16 protein-coding genes are annotated in these 16,603 nt (G+C 70.9%); 10 read left to right on the plus strand and 6 right to left on the minus strand.

What is annotated here, in order from left to right:
• Positions 1 to 27 precede the first annotated feature (27 nt).
• The 4 genes from ACSSVZ_RS03695 to hemC all read right to left on the minus strand — a co-directional run bounded on the left by ACSSVZ_RS03695 (position 28) and on the right by hemC (position 5,282).
• Positions 28 to 1,815: a heme biosynthesis HemY N-terminal domain-containing protein gene (locus ACSSVZ_RS03695; RefSeq protein ID WP_453968367.1), complete on the minus strand. Its 1,788-nt coding sequence runs from the start codon at positions 1,813 to 1,815 to the stop codon at positions 28 to 30.
• A gap of 18 nt (positions 1,816 to 1,833) precedes the next feature.
• Entirely contained in the window at positions 1,834 to 3,510 is a 1,677-nt protein-coding gene (locus ACSSVZ_RS03700) for a hypothetical protein (protein WP_453968368.1), read from the minus strand.
• Between the two features lie 132 nt (positions 3,511 to 3,642).
• Entirely contained in the window at positions 3,643 to 4,356 is a 714-nt protein-coding gene (locus tag ACSSVZ_RS03705; protein WP_453968369.1) for a uroporphyrinogen-III synthase, read from the minus strand.
• 2 nt (positions 4,357 to 4,358) lie between these two features.
• Positions 4,359 to 5,282 (minus strand): hydroxymethylbilane synthase, encoded by a 924-nt coding sequence (gene hemC, locus ACSSVZ_RS03710; protein ID WP_453968370.1) that lies wholly within the window; start codon positions 5,280 to 5,282, stop codon positions 4,359 to 4,361.
• A 111-nt stretch (positions 5,283 to 5,393) separates the two neighbouring features.
• Between hemC and tsaD the strand changes: the two genes are divergently transcribed.
• From tsaD to ACSSVZ_RS03750, 8 genes are all read left to right on the plus strand, one after another.
• Positions 5,394 to 6,470: a tRNA (adenosine(37)-N6)-threonylcarbamoyltransferase complex transferase subunit TsaD gene (tsaD, locus tag ACSSVZ_RS03715; protein ID WP_453968371.1), complete on the plus strand. Its 1,077-nt coding sequence runs from the start codon at positions 5,394 to 5,396 to the stop codon at positions 6,468 to 6,470.
• A 2-nt stretch (positions 6,471 to 6,472) separates the two neighbouring features.
• Positions 6,473 to 7,471 carry an NAD(P)H-dependent glycerol-3-phosphate dehydrogenase gene (locus ACSSVZ_RS03720; RefSeq protein ID WP_453968372.1) on the plus strand — a complete coding sequence of 333 codons (999 nt, stop codon included), beginning with the start codon at positions 6,473 to 6,475 and terminating at the stop codon, positions 7,469 to 7,471.
• Positions 7,472 to 7,629: 158 nt separating this feature from the next.
• Entirely contained in the window at positions 7,630 to 7,923 is a 294-nt protein-coding gene (locus ACSSVZ_RS03725) for a YciI family protein (RefSeq protein WP_453968373.1), read from the plus strand.
• A 4-nt stretch (positions 7,924 to 7,927) separates the two neighbouring features.
• Complete coding sequence (locus ACSSVZ_RS03730) at positions 7,928 to 8,347, plus strand: EVE domain-containing protein (protein WP_453968374.1); 420 nt, start codon at positions 7,928 to 7,930, stop codon at positions 8,345 to 8,347.
• A complete protein-coding gene (locus ACSSVZ_RS03735; RefSeq protein WP_453968375.1) occupies positions 8,308 to 9,033 on the plus strand; it encodes a class I SAM-dependent methyltransferase in 726 nt (241 codons plus the stop codon). Before ACSSVZ_RS03730 ends, ACSSVZ_RS03735 begins: the two co-directional genes overlap by 40 nt.
• Before the next feature lie 112 nt (positions 9,034 to 9,145).
• Complete coding sequence (locus ACSSVZ_RS03740) at positions 9,146 to 10,129, plus strand: L,D-transpeptidase (RefSeq protein WP_453968376.1); 984 nt, start codon at positions 9,146 to 9,148, stop codon at positions 10,127 to 10,129.
• A gap of 225 nt (positions 10,130 to 10,354) precedes the next feature.
• Entirely contained in the window at positions 10,355 to 11,218 is an 864-nt protein-coding gene (pdxY, locus tag ACSSVZ_RS03745) for a pyridoxal kinase PdxY (protein ID WP_453968377.1), read from the plus strand.
• Positions 11,215 to 11,952 (plus strand): DUF429 domain-containing protein, encoded by a 738-nt coding sequence (locus ACSSVZ_RS03750; protein ID WP_453968379.1) that lies wholly within the window; start codon positions 11,215 to 11,217, stop codon positions 11,950 to 11,952. Before pdxY ends, ACSSVZ_RS03750 begins: the two co-directional genes overlap by 4 nt.
• 3 nt (positions 11,953 to 11,955) lie before the next feature.
• Here the strand turns inward: ACSSVZ_RS03750 and ACSSVZ_RS03755 are convergent, their stop codons facing one another.
• Positions 11,956 to 12,687 carry a L,D-transpeptidase gene (locus ACSSVZ_RS03755; RefSeq protein ID WP_453968380.1) on the minus strand — a complete coding sequence of 244 codons (732 nt, stop codon included), beginning with the start codon at positions 12,685 to 12,687 and terminating at the stop codon, positions 11,956 to 11,958.
• A gap of 270 nt (positions 12,688 to 12,957) precedes the next feature.
• On the opposite strand from ACSSVZ_RS03755, the gene ACSSVZ_RS03760 reads away from it, so the two are divergent.
• The gene (locus ACSSVZ_RS03760; RefSeq protein WP_453968381.1) at positions 12,958 to 13,866 is read left to right on the plus strand and encodes a DMT family transporter; all 909 of its coding nucleotides are present in this window, start codon (positions 12,958 to 12,960) and stop codon (positions 13,864 to 13,866) included.
• A gap of 10 nt (positions 13,867 to 13,876) precedes the next feature.
• On the opposite strand, the gene ACSSVZ_RS03765 is transcribed toward ACSSVZ_RS03760, so the two are convergent.
• Positions 13,877 to 14,794 (minus strand): YihY/virulence factor BrkB family protein, encoded by a 918-nt coding sequence (locus ACSSVZ_RS03765; protein ID WP_453968382.1) that lies wholly within the window; start codon positions 14,792 to 14,794, stop codon positions 13,877 to 13,879.
• Between the two features lie 117 nt (positions 14,795 to 14,911).
• Between ACSSVZ_RS03765 and ACSSVZ_RS03770 the strand changes: the two genes are divergently transcribed.
• Positions 14,912 to 16,594: an acyl-CoA dehydrogenase family protein gene (locus ACSSVZ_RS03770; protein WP_453968383.1), complete on the plus strand. Its 1,683-nt coding sequence runs from the start codon at positions 14,912 to 14,914 to the stop codon at positions 16,592 to 16,594.
• The last annotated feature ends 9 nt before the right edge of the window (positions 16,595 to 16,603 follow it).

Below are 16,603 nucleotides of genomic sequence, written 5' to 3' on the forward strand. Positions count from 1 at the left end.
GCGCCCGCTCAGATCAGGGCACTGGAATCAGTTGAAGAACCGCATCCGCCGCTTCGGGTCGGGCAGGCTGTCTTCGCCTTCGGGGTCCGGGCCGGGATCGTCCGGTGGTGTTTCGAGCGGAAACCGCACCGTTTCCGGCCGGCCGCTGCCGTTCGAGGCGGACGCAGATACGTCCTTGTCGGACGCGGTCCGGTCCTCGGCGGCCACCGGCTCCGGCTTCAGGTCGGTGACCTCTTCCTCCGGGATCGGCGATGCCGTCCTGAGGCCGGGCGGCGCCACGATCTCGGGTTCCAAAGGCTTGGGTTCCCCAGGCTTGGGATCCGAGGGCGCAGGTTCGACGGCGGCAGTCTTCGCCTGCGCATCCGGTACGGGCGCGGGCGCCGGAGCCACGGGCTTTGCGGCGACGGGTTCGGTGGAAATCGCCACCACCGCCGCTTCGGCCGATGCCGGAGCCGTAGCCGGGACGGTCTTGAGCATTGCCGGGGCGGCGGCGAACATCGCCTCGTCGATCGGCGGTTCGATCGCGCCGCCGAGCGCCTCGTAGGGCACCCGCCACTCGAACGCGTCGAGACGCCCGGAGACCGGCGACACCGGGGCCCAGGACTCCGACACGATGCCGTCGGCGGTCCAGGCAGGATCCCGCGGTGCCCGGACGGCGCGCGACAGCCATTCGCGCACCCGCCCCTGGTCGTTGGTTTCCGCTTCCTCAAGCTCCGCCATCAGCAGGCAGGCACGCTGTGTCGGGTGATTGTTCAGCACCGGCCGCATGGCGGCGCGCGCCTCGTCGAACTCCCGCGCGTCGATGGCCGCCGCGGCGATCGCAAACGCGCCTTCGTCGCTGGCAGGCTGCATCGCCGCGAGAGCCTTGACCCGCTTCAGTCGGTCGCGCGCGGCGTCGCCCTGGCGGATGTGGCTGTAAGCTTCGGCGAGGTCGGGATGCGGCGTCCGCTTCCAGGTCTGCTCGATGATCTTGCCGGCCCGGCGCACGTCGCCGAGGCGGGCGAGCACCCGGCTGGCAACGGCAGCCGCAGGAACCAGATCCTGGGCGAGGCTGTGGGCTTCGAGCGCCAGGGCCCGGCACTTCTCCGGCTCGCCCATTTCGATTTCGATGGCCCGCGCCGTCAGCAGAACGGCCTTGAGCCGGCGCGCTTTGGCCTTGTCGACGAGCTTGTTGTGGGCATTGCGATCGAGGATGCGGGTCGCCTCCTCCCAGTCGCGATCGGCGGCGGCGTGCTCGAACTGTGCGGTCGCCGCCCACGGCAGGCTGGGCGCGACCTCGACGGCCTCGTCGGCATAGTGCCGGGCGGCCTCGCTCTCGCCTTCCCGGCTCGCCTCGATATAGAGGCCGCGCAGGCCGAGAAGCCGGGTGTCGCGGTCGTCGAGCATCCCCTCGAACACCGTGCGCGCCTGGGCGCGGTCGCCGCCGAGCTGCGCCGTCTGGGCTTCCAGCAGCGCGACCGCCGGCTCGTTGGGCAGCGTGCGCCGGGCCTCGACGGAATAGCGGCGCGCCAGACGGTAGTCGCCGGAGCCGACCGCGATCAGGCCGTTGGACAGGGCCTGATAGCCCTTGTCCTTCTTTCGGCGGGTGAGGAACCGGGACATCTTGCCCGGCGACCGCAGGATCGCGCGGAACAGCGACCACAGGATGATGGCCAGGACGACAACCGCAACCAGGCCGGCCACCGCGACGGTGGTGGAGGTCTGGATCTGGTAGCCGAGCCACTCGATCTCCACCGCACCAGGGCGATCGGCCACCCACGCACCGGCAAGCGCCAGTGCGAAGACCAGGACCAGGAACACAAGAAGGCGAATCATGGCTTTGCTTCCGCTCGATCAGTTCCCGGGCGTGGTGGGGGCGGCCGGCGCAACCTGCTGCGCGGTCGGGGTGTCGGCAAGGCTCGCGAGCACGTCCTTGGTGACTTGGTCGACGAGACGGTCGGCGGCGACGCGGGCCGCAAGCTGGCTGTGCCAGTCGGCCGACGCGGCCTGAGCCGGCCCCGGCAGGCTGGTCCAGGCCGACGACGCCCCGGCAAGGTCACCCTTCGCCAGGTCGGTCCGGATCGTGTCAAGGGTGGCGTTGACGCCGTTGTCGTCCGGCGCATCGGTCCGGCGCACCTTCACCAGCGATTCCGCGTTGGCGAGAAGGCCGGCCACGAAGCCGTCGGACTGGGCATCGCCCCTGAGCGCCGTCCGAACGGCGTCCTCGACCTGCGGATAGGCGGCGATCAAATCGCGCCGCGTCGGCAGGCCTGTCTCGGCGTAAGGCTCCAGCGGTGCCACCATCGCCGGATCTTCGAGGCGGGTCTTCACCGCGGCGAGGGCCGTGCCGTAAGGCTGGCCATTGCGCAGCGCGCTGTCGAGCACCGCCGTCGACAGCGCCAGCGCGGCCACTTCCCGCGGGCCGGTGCCGCCGACGATCTTTTCGAGCTCCGCCACCCGCCCGGAGATGTCCGTGACGGTGGTCTGCAAGTCGGCCTGACCGGACTGCAGCGCCTGCACCGACTGCTGGAGTGGGCCGATGGCGGCGGTCGCGTTGCCCGCCGTGGTGGCGGCATTGCCGGCGGCGGTCGACGCCTGGGCCGCCGCGTCCGCCGCCCTCGACACGTCGCCCTTCAGCGCTTCGATATCGGCCGGCGTGACCGCCGGTTCGGCATTCGCCAGATCGGAGACCCGGCTCTCCAGCGCGGCAACCTTGTCCGGCAGTCCGCTGTCGACCGCCCCGAGATCGGACTTCAACGCCGCGACGTCGGACTTCAGGGCGTCGACATCCCCGGCCCCGAGGGAGGCCATTCTGTCTTCCAGCGAGGACAGGCGCGACTGCACGTCCGCCCCGGCCATCTGGGCGCCCGGCGGGTTCGGCAGGCGGATGGCGCCCGAGCTGAGGGCGAGATAGCCGCCGCCCAGCACGATGGCACCGCCCACCACGGCGCCGAGAAGTACGCCGCCGATCCCGGCGCCGCTGCGGTCTGGCGCCGTCTGAGCCGGTGTCTGCGAGGAGGCCGTCGCCGTGTCTTTTGCCGGGCTGTCCGGCTTGGCGGACGCCGCCGATCCGGACGTGGATGTCGATCCGGTCGTCGATGCCGTGCCGGCGGTAACGGTCTTGTCCGGCGACGACGGTCCCGCATCGGCCTTGGCGCCGATGCTTGGAACGGGGCTCGCAGCCCGCGCCGCCGCTCCGGTCTTCGCGGTGTCGCCGGTCTTCGCGGCCTCGCCGTGCTTCGACGGGTCGCTGCTCGTCACGCTCGAATTCTTGTCGTCTGCCGGCTTGCCGTCGACCGGCTTGTCCGGCGCGGCGGCGCCCTTGGCGGGCGATGCAGGCGTATCCTTCGGGTCAGTCGGCGTGGCTTTCGAGGCCGTGCCGGGCGCGGTCACGTCCTTCTGCGCGCCCGCCATCTCGTTGGCCGCGCCGGTCTTGCGCGGCTCGACTTCCGAGGCCGACAGATCGAGGACCGGCGGAGGCCGCCGTCCGCTTCCGCCCGTCGGATCTCCCGGATCATTCGTGCCCGCCATCGTTGTCCCCGTCCTCGCTTCGATCCCGGAGAGACACTATCGCCGCCTCAGGTCCGGTTATACACCAAATGTCGGACGCCACGGTCCGGATCGACCGGGCCGCCGTGCCCGCAGCCCGCGTCTCCGGCCGCACTACGCCGTCCCGACCAGTTCCAGGAGAGCCTGCTGGTCCGGGCGTTCAGCCACCTCGGTGCGACTTGCCCCGGCGCCCTGCAGCACCTCCGCAACGGCTTCCGACAGGCAGAAATGACGCAGCGCCATCACGGCCGGCTCGAGGCCTTCCGCGACGGCCAGCGCGACCAGCGTTTCTGCCGAGCGCGGCGAAAACGACAGCACGGCGTCGATGTCCCCCTCCCTCAATGCGGCCGCGACGCCGGCGGGCAGGTTCCCGGCCGGCTCTGCGCGGTAGCACACGCGTGTGACGACAGCGACCCCAGTGGCGGCCAGAAGCGCGCCCAGATCGCCGCTGCGGTCGCGCCCTGCCAGATGGAGAACGGCCCGGGGCCGGTTTGGATCCGTCTCGATCGCCTGCGCCACCGACAAAAGGTCGCCGCCGGCCGCCCGCACCTGCGAAAAGCCCGCCGCCCGCGCCGCCTCTGCGGTCGCCTGCCCCACCGCCAGCGTCGGCAGATCGCGCACCCGTCCGAGTTCGGGATGCTGCGCCAGCGCGCGGACCGCTCCCCTGCTGGTCAGCACGACCAGATCCGTCCCGTCCGGCGCCAGCGACACGGCCGGGTCGGCAATGATCTCCAGCAGCGGCGCGACATGCACGACATGCCCGCGGCCACGCAGCAGCGTGGCCGTCTCCTCGGCCTGGGCGATCGGCCTCGTGACGAGCAGCCGCATGATCAGACCCAGTCCACGAAGAAGTCCGGACCGCCGCGCTCCTTGAGCCGCAGCCCGATTTCGCGGCCGATCTCCACCGCGTCGGCAGACGGGCCGTCGAGCACCATTTCCTCGACCCGGGTCCCGTCGGGCGTCGCGATCAGCCCGTGCAGGCTGAGCGTCTCGCCGGTGATCGTCGCCAGCCCGGCGATCGGCGTCCGGCACGAGCCGTCCAGCGTTTCCAGGAAGGACCGCTCGGCCGCAAGCGCGGTGCCGGTGGTCACGTCGAGCAGCGGCGCCAGCGCCTCCAGCACGCGGATGTCGTCGATCCGCGTCTCGATGGCGATCGCCCCCTGGCCGAGAGCCGGGGGAAACCGGTCCATCTCGAGAATCGAGGTGGCGATCTCCGGCCGGCCGAGGCGTTTCAGGCCCGCCATGGCGAGCAGCGTCGCATCGACGTCGCCCGCCTCGAGCTTCTTCAGCCGGGTCTGGACGTTGCCGCGGAAGTTGATGATCTCAAGGTCCGGCCGCAGCCGCTTGGCCAGCGCGCCGCGCCGCAGGCTCGCGGTGCCGACGACCGCGCCACGGGGCAGGTCGTCGAACGTCTTCGACGTCAGCGAGATGAAGGCGTCGCGCACGTCCTCGCGCGGCAGGTAGCCGGCCAGCGCCAGCCCCTCCGGCAGTTGGGTCGGCACGTCCTTCGCCGAATGCACCGCCAGATCGAGGGAGCCGTCGAGCAGCCCCTCCTCGATCTCCTTGGTGAACAGCCCCTTGCCCCCGAGCTCGGACAGCGGCCGGTCGAGGACCTTGTCGCCGGTCGTCTTGATGACGACCACCTCGATGTCCTCGGGCGCGAGCCCGGTCGACGCGACGAGACCGCCGCGGACTTCATGGGCCTGGGCGAGCGCCAGCGGGCTGCCACGGGTGCCGATGCGTATCCGTTCCAATGCTCAAGTCCAATTGCAAGAAGTGCGCTTCCGATGCTACCGCATGGGACGAAGCACGGACCATAACGACGCGCCCCCCGGTGGCCAAGCCGCTTGGCGCCAGCGGACCCCATGATCGTACTCGGCATCGAGACCAGCTGCGACGAAACGGCCGCGGGCATCATCCATTCGGATGGTCCGGGCAGCGGCCGGATTCTGTCCGACGTCATCCGCGGCCAGGTGGAGGCCCACCGGGCCTATGGCGGCGTGGTACCGGAAATCGCCGCGCGCGCCCACGTCGAGGTGGTCGACGCCGTGGTGGAAAAGGCGATGGCCGACGCGGGCCTCGGCTTTTCCGACCTCGATCTCGTCGCCGCCACTGCCGGGCCGGGCCTGATCGGCGGCCTGCTGGTCGGCCTGACCACCGGCAAGGCGGTTGCCAGCGCAGCCGGCCTGCCGTTCCGGGGCATCAACCATCTCGAGGCCCACGCGCTGACCGCCCGCCTCACCGACGGCCTCGACTTCCCCTACCTGCTGCTGCTGGTGTCCGGCGGCCACAGCCAGTTCATCCTGGTCGAGGGCGTCGGCCGCTACCGCCGCTGGGGGACCACCATCGACGACGCGCTGGGCGAGGCCTTCGACAAGACCGCCAAGCTCCTCGCCCTGCCCTATCCCGGCGGCCCGGAGGTCGAAAAGCGCGCCATGACCGGTGATCCGAAGCGCTTCGCCTTCCCGCGGCCGCTCGCCGACCGGCCCGACCTGGCGCTGTCGTTCGCCGGCCTGAAGACCGCGGTGCGCCTCGCCGCCGAACGCACCCACCCGCTGGACGACCAGGCGATCGCCGACATCTGCGCCAGCTTCCAGGCGGCCGTCGCCGACGTGCTGGCGATCAAGTCCGCCCGGGCGCTGGCCCGCTTCCGCGCCGAGACCGGCTCCGACAGTCCCGCCCTCGTGGCCGCCGGCGGCGTCGCTTCGAACGCTGCCGTGCGCACCGCGCTCGACGGCGCCGCGCGGGCGGCCGGCGGGCGCCTTGTCGTGCCGCCGCCGCGCCTGTGCACCGATAACGGCGTAATGATCGCCTGGGCGGCCGCCGAACGCGCCGCTGCCGGCCTCGACGACGACCCGGCCCTGACCGCCCGGCCGCGCTGGCCGCTCGACGCCGATGCCGCCCCGCTGGTCGGCTACGGCCGGCTCGGGGTGAAGGTCTGAGGATGGCGGCCGCCCGCACCATCGGCATTCTCGGCGCCGGCGCCTGGGGCACCGCGCTCGCGCAGGTCTCCGCGCGGGCCGGCAACCGTGTCCTCCTGTGGGGCCGCTCGGCGGAGACCGTCCAGGCGATCAACGCCGACCGCCGGTCCCCGCACCTTGCAGCCGTCGACCTCGACCCCGCCGTCGTCGCCACAACGGAGATCGCCGAGGCCGCAGGCGCCGACATCGTGGTGCTTGCCACCCCCGCCCAGACCACCCGCGAGGTAACCACAGCCGCCGCTGCTGCGATCGCCGATGGCACCCCCCTCGTCATCACGGCCAAAGGCATCGAGCGCGCCACCGGCCGGCTGCTGTCGGAAGTCGTCTCCGAGACCGTGCCGCACGGGCGGATCGCCGTCCTGTCGGGGCCAGGGTTCGCCGCCGAGGTCGCGCGCGGCCTGCCGACTGCCGTGACCATTGCCACCGTCGAGCACGCGCTGGCGCCGCTGCTCGCCGAAGCCTTCGCGGCCCCCGGTTTCCGCCCCTATGCCTCCGACGACGTGCGCGGCGTGCAGATCGGCGGGGCTTTGAAGAACGTGCTCGCCATCGCCGCCGGCATCGTGACCGGCCGCGATCTCGGTGCAAGCGCCCACGCCGCCCTCACCACCCGCGCGCTGGCCGAGCTGATCCGGGTCGGCGTCGCCGACGGCGGCCGCCGCGAGACCCTCACCGGGCTGTCCGGGCTCGGCGACCTCCTCCTCACCGCCACCAATCCCCAGTCGCGCAATTTCGCGTTCGGCGTGGCACTCGGCCGCGGCACCGCCACCGTCGCCGCCCATCTGGAATCCGGGCCGCTGGTGGAGGGCGCGGCCACCGCTCCGATCGCCCTGACGCGCGCGCGCCGGCTGCAGGTCGACACGCCCATCATGGAGGCCGTCGTGGCGGTCCTCGCGGAAACGCTGACCATCGATGAAGCCATCGACGCCCTGCTCAGTCGCCCGCTGAAGCGCGAGGACGGCTGACCGCCGCAAGATATGCGGGACTCGTCGCGGCTTCTTCTGGTGTCCGGCTGCGGACTGCGCTACCCGGAGATCAGCCATCCGGTCACGGACACGTTCTTGAGCCCTTTCGATCAGACAGGTTTGCTCAGGACGGCGATTGCTCGATTGAGAAGGAAAGGATGCCCATGCTGTTCCTCGCCATCTGCCGCGACAAGCCCGGCGCCACCCAGCTGCGCGCCGACACCCGTCCCGACCACGTCGCCTGGCTCCAGCGCACCGGCAAGAACATCAAGCTCGGCGGACCGTTCCTCGCCGACGACGGCGTGACGCCGAAGGGCTCCATGCTGATCGTCGAGGGCGACAGCCTGGACGAGGTCCGCGCCTATCTCGCCGACGACCCGTATGCCCATGCCGGCCTGTTCGAGACCACCGAGATCATGCCCTGGCGCTACGTGCTCGGAACGGAGCTCTGAAGCCGTGGCTTACTGGCTGTTCAAGTCCGAGCCGAACACCTGGTCGTGGGACGACCAGGTGAAGAAGGGCAAGAAGGGCGAAGAGTGGAACGGGGTCCGCAACCACCTCGCCAAGAACCAGATGCAGGCGATGAAGGTCGGCGATCTCGGCTTCTTCTACCACTCGGTCAACGAGAAGCAGATCGTCGGCATCGTGAAGGTGGTGGCCGAGGCCCATCCCGATTCCACCGACGGAACGGGCACATGGCACTGCGTCGACATCGCCGCGGTGAAGCCGCTGAAGGAGCCCGTCACGCTGGAGACCGTCAAGAAGACGCCGGAGCTCGCCGACATGATGCTGGTGAAGAACTCGCGCCTGTCGGTACAGCCCGTCACCGACGCCGAATGGGAGCGCGTGTGCAAGATGGGCGGCGTGACAGCCTGACCGCGATCCCGCCCACCGGCGAGGATCCTGCTGCCGCGCGCCGCCGCGCGTTCATCCGCGCCCACACGCGCCTGTGGGCGCCACCCCACGTGCCCGAAATCCTGCTGCACCTCGCCGACGAGGCGACGGACCTCTGGGAAAAGACCGAAGAAGAGCTCGGCGCGCTCGGCGTCCCGCCCCCCTTCTGGGCCTTCGCCTGGGCCGGCGGCCAGGCGCTGTCGCGCTACCTTCTCGATCATCCGGGCCTCGTGGCCGGCCAGAGCGTCCACGACTTCGCCAGCGGTTCCGGGCTCGTCGCCATCGCCGCGGCGCGCTCCGGCGCGCGCAGCGTGATGGCCAGCGAAATCGACGCCTTCGCCGTCGAGGTGATCGGCATGAACGCCGCCGTCAACGGCGTGTCGGTCATCGCCCGCCTCGGCGACGTCCTGACGGGCCCGCCGCCCGATGTCGACCTGCTCCTCGCCGGCGACGTCTTCTACGAGCGGCCGATGGCCGAGGCGACCCTCGCCTGGCTCGACCGCGCGCGGTCCGCCGGCACCGAGGTGCTGATCGGCGACCCCGGACGGTCCTACCTGCCGCGCGACCGCCTCGCGCGCGTCGCCGAGTACCACGTCGAGGTGACCCGCGCGCTGGAGGACAGCGAGGTCAAGCACACCACCGTCTGGCGGCTTCAGAAGAAGCGCTAACCCGCCGTTAACCATAACCGGTGAGATCATGCGCCGGCGGCGGAGCTCGTCCGCGCGCCTGCCCCCGCTGAGGCCGCCGATCGCTGCGGCCCGCGCTCTGCGAGGATTCGCCGTGATCGATCGCCGTCTCTTTCTCAATGGTCTTGTCATCTTCGGTGCGGCGGGCATCGGGCTCGTTTCGCGCGGCCATGCCCTCGACATCGCGGCGATGAAGCCCGGCGAGTTCTTCTGGGACCTCGACCGCGCCCCCGCCGGCCCGATGGTCCTCATCGTCTCGCTGCCGGCCCAGCGGCTCTACGTGTACCGCAACGGCGAGCTGGTCGCGGTCTCCACGACCTCCACCGGCAAGCCGGGCCACGAGACGCCCACCGGCGTGTTCACGATCCTGCAGAAGGACAAGGACCACCACTCCAGCATCTACAACAACGCATCGATGCCCTACACCGAGCGGCTCACCTGGTCCGGTGTCGCGCTGCACGCCGGCAACCTGCCCGGCTATCCGACCTCGCACGGATGCGTTCACCTTCCGCTGGCATTTGCCAAGGACCTGTTCGGCATCACTCCTCTCGGCACGCCGGTCATCATCGCCGACAGCCACTCGGGTCCGGCCGACGTGCTGCACCCTGGCCTGCTGTTGCCGGCGGACGCCGAAAGCGAGGCGGTTGCCGAGACGATCATGACCGACGGCGACACCGCCGTGCCCGCTGCCGCATCGACCGCCACGCCCGCGGCGGTCATCGCCTCCGCCGCCGACGGCCGGATCTATGTCATGGAGAACGGCACCCTCACCTTCGACGGGCCGATCACGGTCGCCGACGGCCCTCCCGTCGGCAACACGCTCTATGTGATGAAGGCCCAGGGCACCGACGGGCCGCCGGCCTGGGTCGCCGTCCGCTACGAGACAGCGGCCGGTTCGCAAACGCCCGAGGCCCCGAGCAGCGATCCGCTCCACCGGATCTCCGCCGACGCGGACGTGCGCCAGCATCTGGCCTCGCTGTTCGTTGCGGGCTCCACCCTGCTCGTCACCGACGATCCGGCACATCCGGGCACCCGCTCGGATCCCGGCTTCGTCGTCGCCACCCACGACATGGTCTGACCGACGGCGGCAGAGGGGCGGGCGTGTCGGCATCGGGTCGATCTGACCACCGCATCATGCCCCGAGGGCCTGCTCTCGCGATCGCGTGATTTCCTGCCGGCCACGGATCGGCTAGATCAACGGGCAACCAGACCGGCACCCGGCCGCTGAAACGTTGATCGCTCGCTAGAGGACGGCGCATCGTGCCCGCGCCCCTCGCGCGATGCAGGCTTCGGACAGGATCCCATGACCACCGCTCCGCCCGCCGCAGTCGTCGTCATTTCCTCCCTCGTCGCACGCGGCGGGATCGGCCTGCGCGCCGCCGGATTCGCGCTGGAACGCCTGGGCCATCCGGTCTGGTTGGTGCCGACGGTGTTCCTGCCGTGGCACCCGGGCCACGGCCCCTCGACCCGCATCGTGCCGCCGATCGCCGATTTCGAAGCGGTGCTGGCCGAGCTTGCCGAAACCGGCTGGCTCGACGAGGTGGGGGCGGTGATTTCCGGCTATCTCGGCAGCGCCGAGCAGGCCCCGGCGGTGGCCCAGTTCGTCAGGCGCGTGAAGGAGCGCAAGCCCGACATCCGCTATCTGTGCGATCCGGTGTCGGCCGATGACGGCGGCCTGTACGTGCCCAACGCAACCGCCGAGGCGATCCGCTCGGAACTGCTGCCACTGGCCGACATCGCCACCCCCAACCGCTTCGAACTGGCCTGGATGACCGGCCGCTCCATCGACACCATCAACGAGACGCTCGACGCGGCCCGCTCGCTGGGGCCCGAACGGGTGCTCGTCACCTCCGCCCCCGCTCTAATGCGCAATTCCGTCGCCATGCTCTACACCACGCCGCGCGGCGCCTGGGTCGCCGAGCACCCGCTGGTGGCGCATCCGCCGCATGGGCCGGGTGACCTGGCAAGCGCCCTCCTCATCGACCAGGTGCTGGCCGGCCACCCGGGCCCGGCGGCGCTGGAGCGCACCGCCGCCGGCGCCTACGAAATCGTCGCGCGCTCGGCGAAGGCCGGCTCCGACGAACTGATGGTGGTCGCCGAGCAGGCCCGCCTGCCCCGTCCGATGGCGATGGTCCAGATGCGTCGGCTCGCCGAAGCCCGGTCATGAGTGGGCCGGCGATCGTCGCCGGCGTCGACGGCTGCCGCGGCGGCTGGGTGGCCGTCATCCTCGACCGCGACCAGCCGGACGCCCCGAAGGCGCGCACCTATGCCCGCATCGCCGACCTCGTCGAGGACCTCCCCGGCAGCGCGGTCCTCGCCATCGACATGCCGATCGGCCTGCGCGACCACACCGGCCCCGGCGGACGGGGGCCGGAACGCGCCGTCCGGCCGCTGCTCGGCATGCGCCAGTCGTCGGTGTTCTCGGTGCCGTCGCGCGCGGCCGTCTATGCGGACGGCTACGCCGAGGCATGCCGCATCGCGCGCGAGACGTCCGATCCGCCCCGCGCGGTGTCGAAGCAGTGCTTCTTCCTGTTCGACAAGATCCGGGAGATCGACACGCTGCTCATCGCGCGTCCAGATCTGATCCCGCGCATCTACGAGACCCATCCGGAGGTCGCCTTCTGGCGCCTGAACGGCGAGCGCGCGATGGCGCTGCCGAAGAAGGTGAAGAGCGCGCTGGCTCAAGACGGTCTGGTCGAACGCCGAGCCCTGCTGGAAGCATGCGGTCTGCCGGCGGCGCTGTTCGACGCGCCGCGCCTGCCCGGCGTCGGCGCCGACGATCTGCTCGATGCGGCCGCCAACGTGCTGATCGCCTGCCGGATCGCCGATGGCGAAGCCCAGCCGTTTCCGTCCCCGCTCGAGCGGGACCCCCGCGGGTTGCCGATCGCGATCTGGGTGTGAGGCTCAGCCGGCCGGGTCGAGCGCGGCGGTGACGATCCGGCGGTCGCTTTCCAGGCCGAGCACGATCACCTTGGCGCCCACCGGAACCCGGTCGTAGAGATCGGCGACGTCCTCATTCTTGAGCCGGATGCATCCCGACGACACGGCGTAGCCGATGGTCCAGGCCTGGTTCGTCCCGTGGATGCGGTAGAGCGTCGAGCCCAGATAGAGGGCGCGGGCGCCGAGCGGGTTTTCCGGTCCGCCGGGCATGTAATCCGGCAGTTCCGGCTGGCGGGCCAGCATGTCGGCCGGCGGCCGCCAGTCCGGCCACTCCGCCTTGCGGCTGATGTGCTCCACGCCCTGCCAGGTGAAGCCGTCGCGACCGACGCCGATGCCGTAGCGGATCGCCTGGCCGCTGGGCTCGACGAGGTAGAGATAGCGCGTGGCGGTGTCGATGATCACCGTGCCCACCGGCTCGTTGGTGCGGAACGGCACGACCCGGCGCCGGTACTGGGCCTCGTGGATCGCCGCCATTTCTTCCCGCGACGCCTGGTAGGTCTTCCACTTGCCGGAGGTCGGATCGTAGAAGCGGTACTGGGGCCGCGGCGCGGCCTTCGGCTTGGAGCCGATCGGCCGGTAGTCGATCCAGCGCTGGTTCTGGGGATCCCAGACGCGCACGGTCTCACCCGCGTGGGCGGCGCCGGAGACGAGCGCCACGAAGGCGGCGGAAACGGCAAGGGCTCGCAAGCGGTTCATGGCAGGACCCGTCAGGCTGGTTGGCTCTCCGGCGGAACGCCCCCTTGGCCGTTCCTTCGCATCCACGATCGCGCAAACATGGTTAGCGTCCGGTTAATGGCGTGGCGACGGCACGCTTCGATTGCCGCCCGGCCGAGACGGTGCTTTGGTCGGGGCGACCAGAATCACCGTTCCCTCACCGGACGTGCGCGCCCCTCACCGCCGCCCGGCCCCGCTTCCAGGAGTGACCCGCGTGCCCATGCCCGCCGCTTCGGCGCCCCGGTCCGTTCGATGAGCGACCGTCCCCCGCCGGGCGGACCGCCCCGGCTTCTCGTCGAGTGGGCGATCCCGTCGCTGTTCGTCGTGCTCTGGTCGACCGGCTACATCGGCTCGAAGTTCGGCGCGCCCTATGCCGAACCGTTCACCTTCCTCAGCCTGCGCTTCGTGCTGGTGATCGCGGTGATGGGGCTCGCCATCCTGATCACCGGGGCGCGCTTCCCCACCGGCCGCGGCCGCATCCGCCACTCCATCGTCATCGGCATCCTGATGCACGGCGTCTACCTGGGCGGCGTGTTCTTCGCCATCGCCCACGGGATGCCGGCCGGCGTCGCCGCGCTGATCGTCGGCCTGCAGCCGCTGATGACGGCGATTGCCGCCGCCCTCGGCCTCGGCGAGAAGCTGTCGCCGCGCACCCTCGGCGCGCTGGGCGTGGGGCTCGTCGGCGTCGGGTTCGTCGTCGGTCCCCGCTTCACCCTCAGCGCCGGCGGCATCACGCCGATGACCACGATGGCGGTCGTCATCGCGGTGATCGCGATCTCCTGCGCGACCGTCTACCAAAAGCGCTTCGCCACCGACACGAACCTGTGGATCGGCGGGCTGCTGCAGTACACCGGCGGCCTGATGGTGGCGCTGCCGCTCGCGCTCCTCACCGAGGCGATGGTGGTGCACTGGACGCCCACCTTCATCCTCACGCTCGCCTGGCTGGTGCTGGTGCTGTCGGTGGGCGCGGTGACGCTGTTCATGATCCTGATCCGCGCCGGCGCCGTCTCCAAGCTCGCCACCCTGTTCTACCTGGTGCCGGCGACGACCGCGCTGATGGGCTTCCTGTTCTTCGGCGAGAACCTGCTGCCGCTGCAGATCTTCGGCATGGTGCTGGCCTCCGCCGCGGTCGCGCTGGCCGGCCGGAGCAAGGCCGGCTGAGCCGACCCGCTCAGTCGGGCTCGGGCGTCAGCGCGCGCTGGGAGCGGTAGCGCAGCAGCGCGGAGTTGATCTCGGCGCCGAGGATCAGGAGCCCGGCGGAGATGTACAGGAACACGATGGCGGTCATGATGCCGGCGAGCCCGGCATAGGTGGCCGCGTAGTTGGCGAAGTCCTTCAGGTAGTAGCCGAAGCCGGCGGCACCGATCATCCACAGGACGAGCGTCGCGACGATGCCCGGCATCAGGTCGGCGAACCGCCGCCGTCCCGCCGGCAGCCACACGTGGGCGGCCACCAGCGCCACCACGATGATCATCGCGGCCAGGAAGAAGCGCGCCAGGTGGAAGATGCCCGTGAAGGCGCCGAGCCACGGCGCGAAGATGACCGCGCTCGACCAGCCGATCGGGCCGAGCACCAGAAGCACGCCCACCGCCAGCATGGTCACCGAGCCGAACACCACGAAGCCCAGGCTCTGCAGCCGGCGGAACACCAGCCCCCGATCCTCGCTCGACCGGTACGCACGGTTGAGCGCCAGCCGCAGCGCCTCGATGCCGTTCGAGGCGACCCAGATGGAGGCGACGAAGCTCACCGTCAGCAGGCCACCGTGCGGGCGTTTCAGCACCGCCGCCACCTCGTTGGCGATCGGATCGGCCACGCCGCGCGGCCAAGTGGAGAACACCAGTTGCGTCGCCTCGGTGGCGAGCTCCTGCGAGCCGAACAGGCTGGCGAGCGTGCCGAGGATGATCAGGAACGGAAACAGCGACAAAAGCAGCGACAGCGCCACATGGCTGGCGATCGCCCAGCCGTCGTCGCCGTCGAACCGGACCAGCGCGCTCGACACCACCCGCCAGGTCGGCCAGACCCACGGAAGACGCCGCGTGAACCGGCGCAGCCGGTCGACGTAGGCGCGGTGGTCGACGGAAAAGGCCATGGCCGGTGACGACACCCTCAACACGCAGCGCGCGACATGCCGCAACGCACAACTTCATTTGCCCAGCTACCCGACCTGTCTATATCGTCTTCCCAGGGTCTTGCCAGGGAGGTTGCCATGCTCGCCGATGTTGTCCCATCCGAGGTGTCGCAGGAAGCGCTGATCGCGCGCGCCCAGGAAGCGGTGTCGGCGGTCGACGGCCTGACGGCCCGCGCCCGGTCGAGCGTCCGCGCCTCGCTGACGGTCGAGGGCCGCATCGATACGGAGCGGATGGAGGCCGATCAGCACGGCGTCCACGGCCTGGCGTGGCTTTCCACCTACGTCGAGGCGCTGCGCCAACTGGCCGACTACGCCGAGCGCCTCGCCGGCGAGAACGCCCTCGGCGCGGCGGAAACCCTGATCGTCCGCATCGGCTTCGGCGAGTACCTCACCCAGATCTTCGCCGGCGTGCCGATGAACCAGGGCGAGACGGTCCGCCTGCGCGACCTCGGCCTGACCGAAGACGACGTCGCGCCCGCCCGCACCGAGGCCGTCCGCTGGTTCCTCGACGAGGGCAACACCCGCGCCACCCGCGCCGGGCTGGCCGGGCTCCTGGAGATCCACGACCTCGGCTCGCCCGTGGGCGCGCTCGGCCTCGACGAGACCATCGAGGCGATGCGCGTCGAGATCCACCGCTTCGCCGAGGCCGAAGTCTCGCCCTTTGCCCACGAATGGCACCTGAAGAACGACTACATCCCCATGGACGTGGTCGCCAAGATGTCCGAGCTCGGCGTCTTCGGGCTGACGATCCCGGAGGCCTACGGCGGGCTGGAGCTCGGCAAGGAGGCGATGTGCGTCGTCTCCGAGGAGCTGTCGCGCGCCTATATCGGCGTCGGCTCGCTGGGCACCCGGTCGGAGATCGCCGCCGAACTGATCCTCGGCGGCGGCACCGAGGCGCAGAAGGAACACTGGCTGCCGAAGATCGCCTCCGGCGAGGTGCTGCCCACCGCCGTCTTCACCGAACCCAACACGGGCTCCGACCTCGCCTCGCTGAAGACCCGGGCGACGAAGGACGGCGACGTCTACAAGGTGAACGGCAACAAGACCTGGATCACCCATCCGGTCCGCGCCGACCTGATGACGCTGCTGGTGCGCACCAACCCCGCCGAGAGCGGCTACCGCGGCCTGTCGATGCTGCTGGCGGAAAAGCCGCGCGGCTCCGACGCGGACCCGTTCCCGGCCGACGGCATGTCCGGCGGCGAGATCGAGGTGCTCGGCTACCGCGGCATGAAGGAATACGAGATCGCCTTCGACGGCTTCGAGGTGGCCGCCGACGCGCTGCTCGGCGGCGTCGAGGGCCAGGGCTTCAAGCAGCTCATGCAGACCTTCGAGGCCGCCCGCATCCAGACCGCGGCGCGGGCCGTCGGCGTCGCCCAGGCGGCGCTGGAGCTCGGCCTGCGCTACGCCCGGGAGCGGGTGCAGTTCGGCAAGCCGATCTTCGCCTTCCCCCGCGTCGCCGACAAGCTGGTGATGATGGCGGTGGAGGTCGCGATCGCCCGTCAGCTCACCTACTTCTCGGCCCGCCAGAAGGACTCCGGCCGGCGCTGCGACCTGGAAGCCGGCATGGCCAAGCTGCTCGCCGCCCGCGTCGCCTGGGCAGCTGCCGACAACGCCCTGCAGATCCACGGCGGCAACGGCTTCGCGCTGGAATACCCGATCTCCCGGGTGCTCTGCGACGCCCGCATCCTCAACATCTTCGAGGGCGCCGGCGAGATCCAGGCCCAGGTGATCGCCCGTCGGCTGCTGGATGGGACGAACTGAGGGGGCAGC

This window comes from Amorphus sp. MBR-141 (assembly GCF_053628695.1).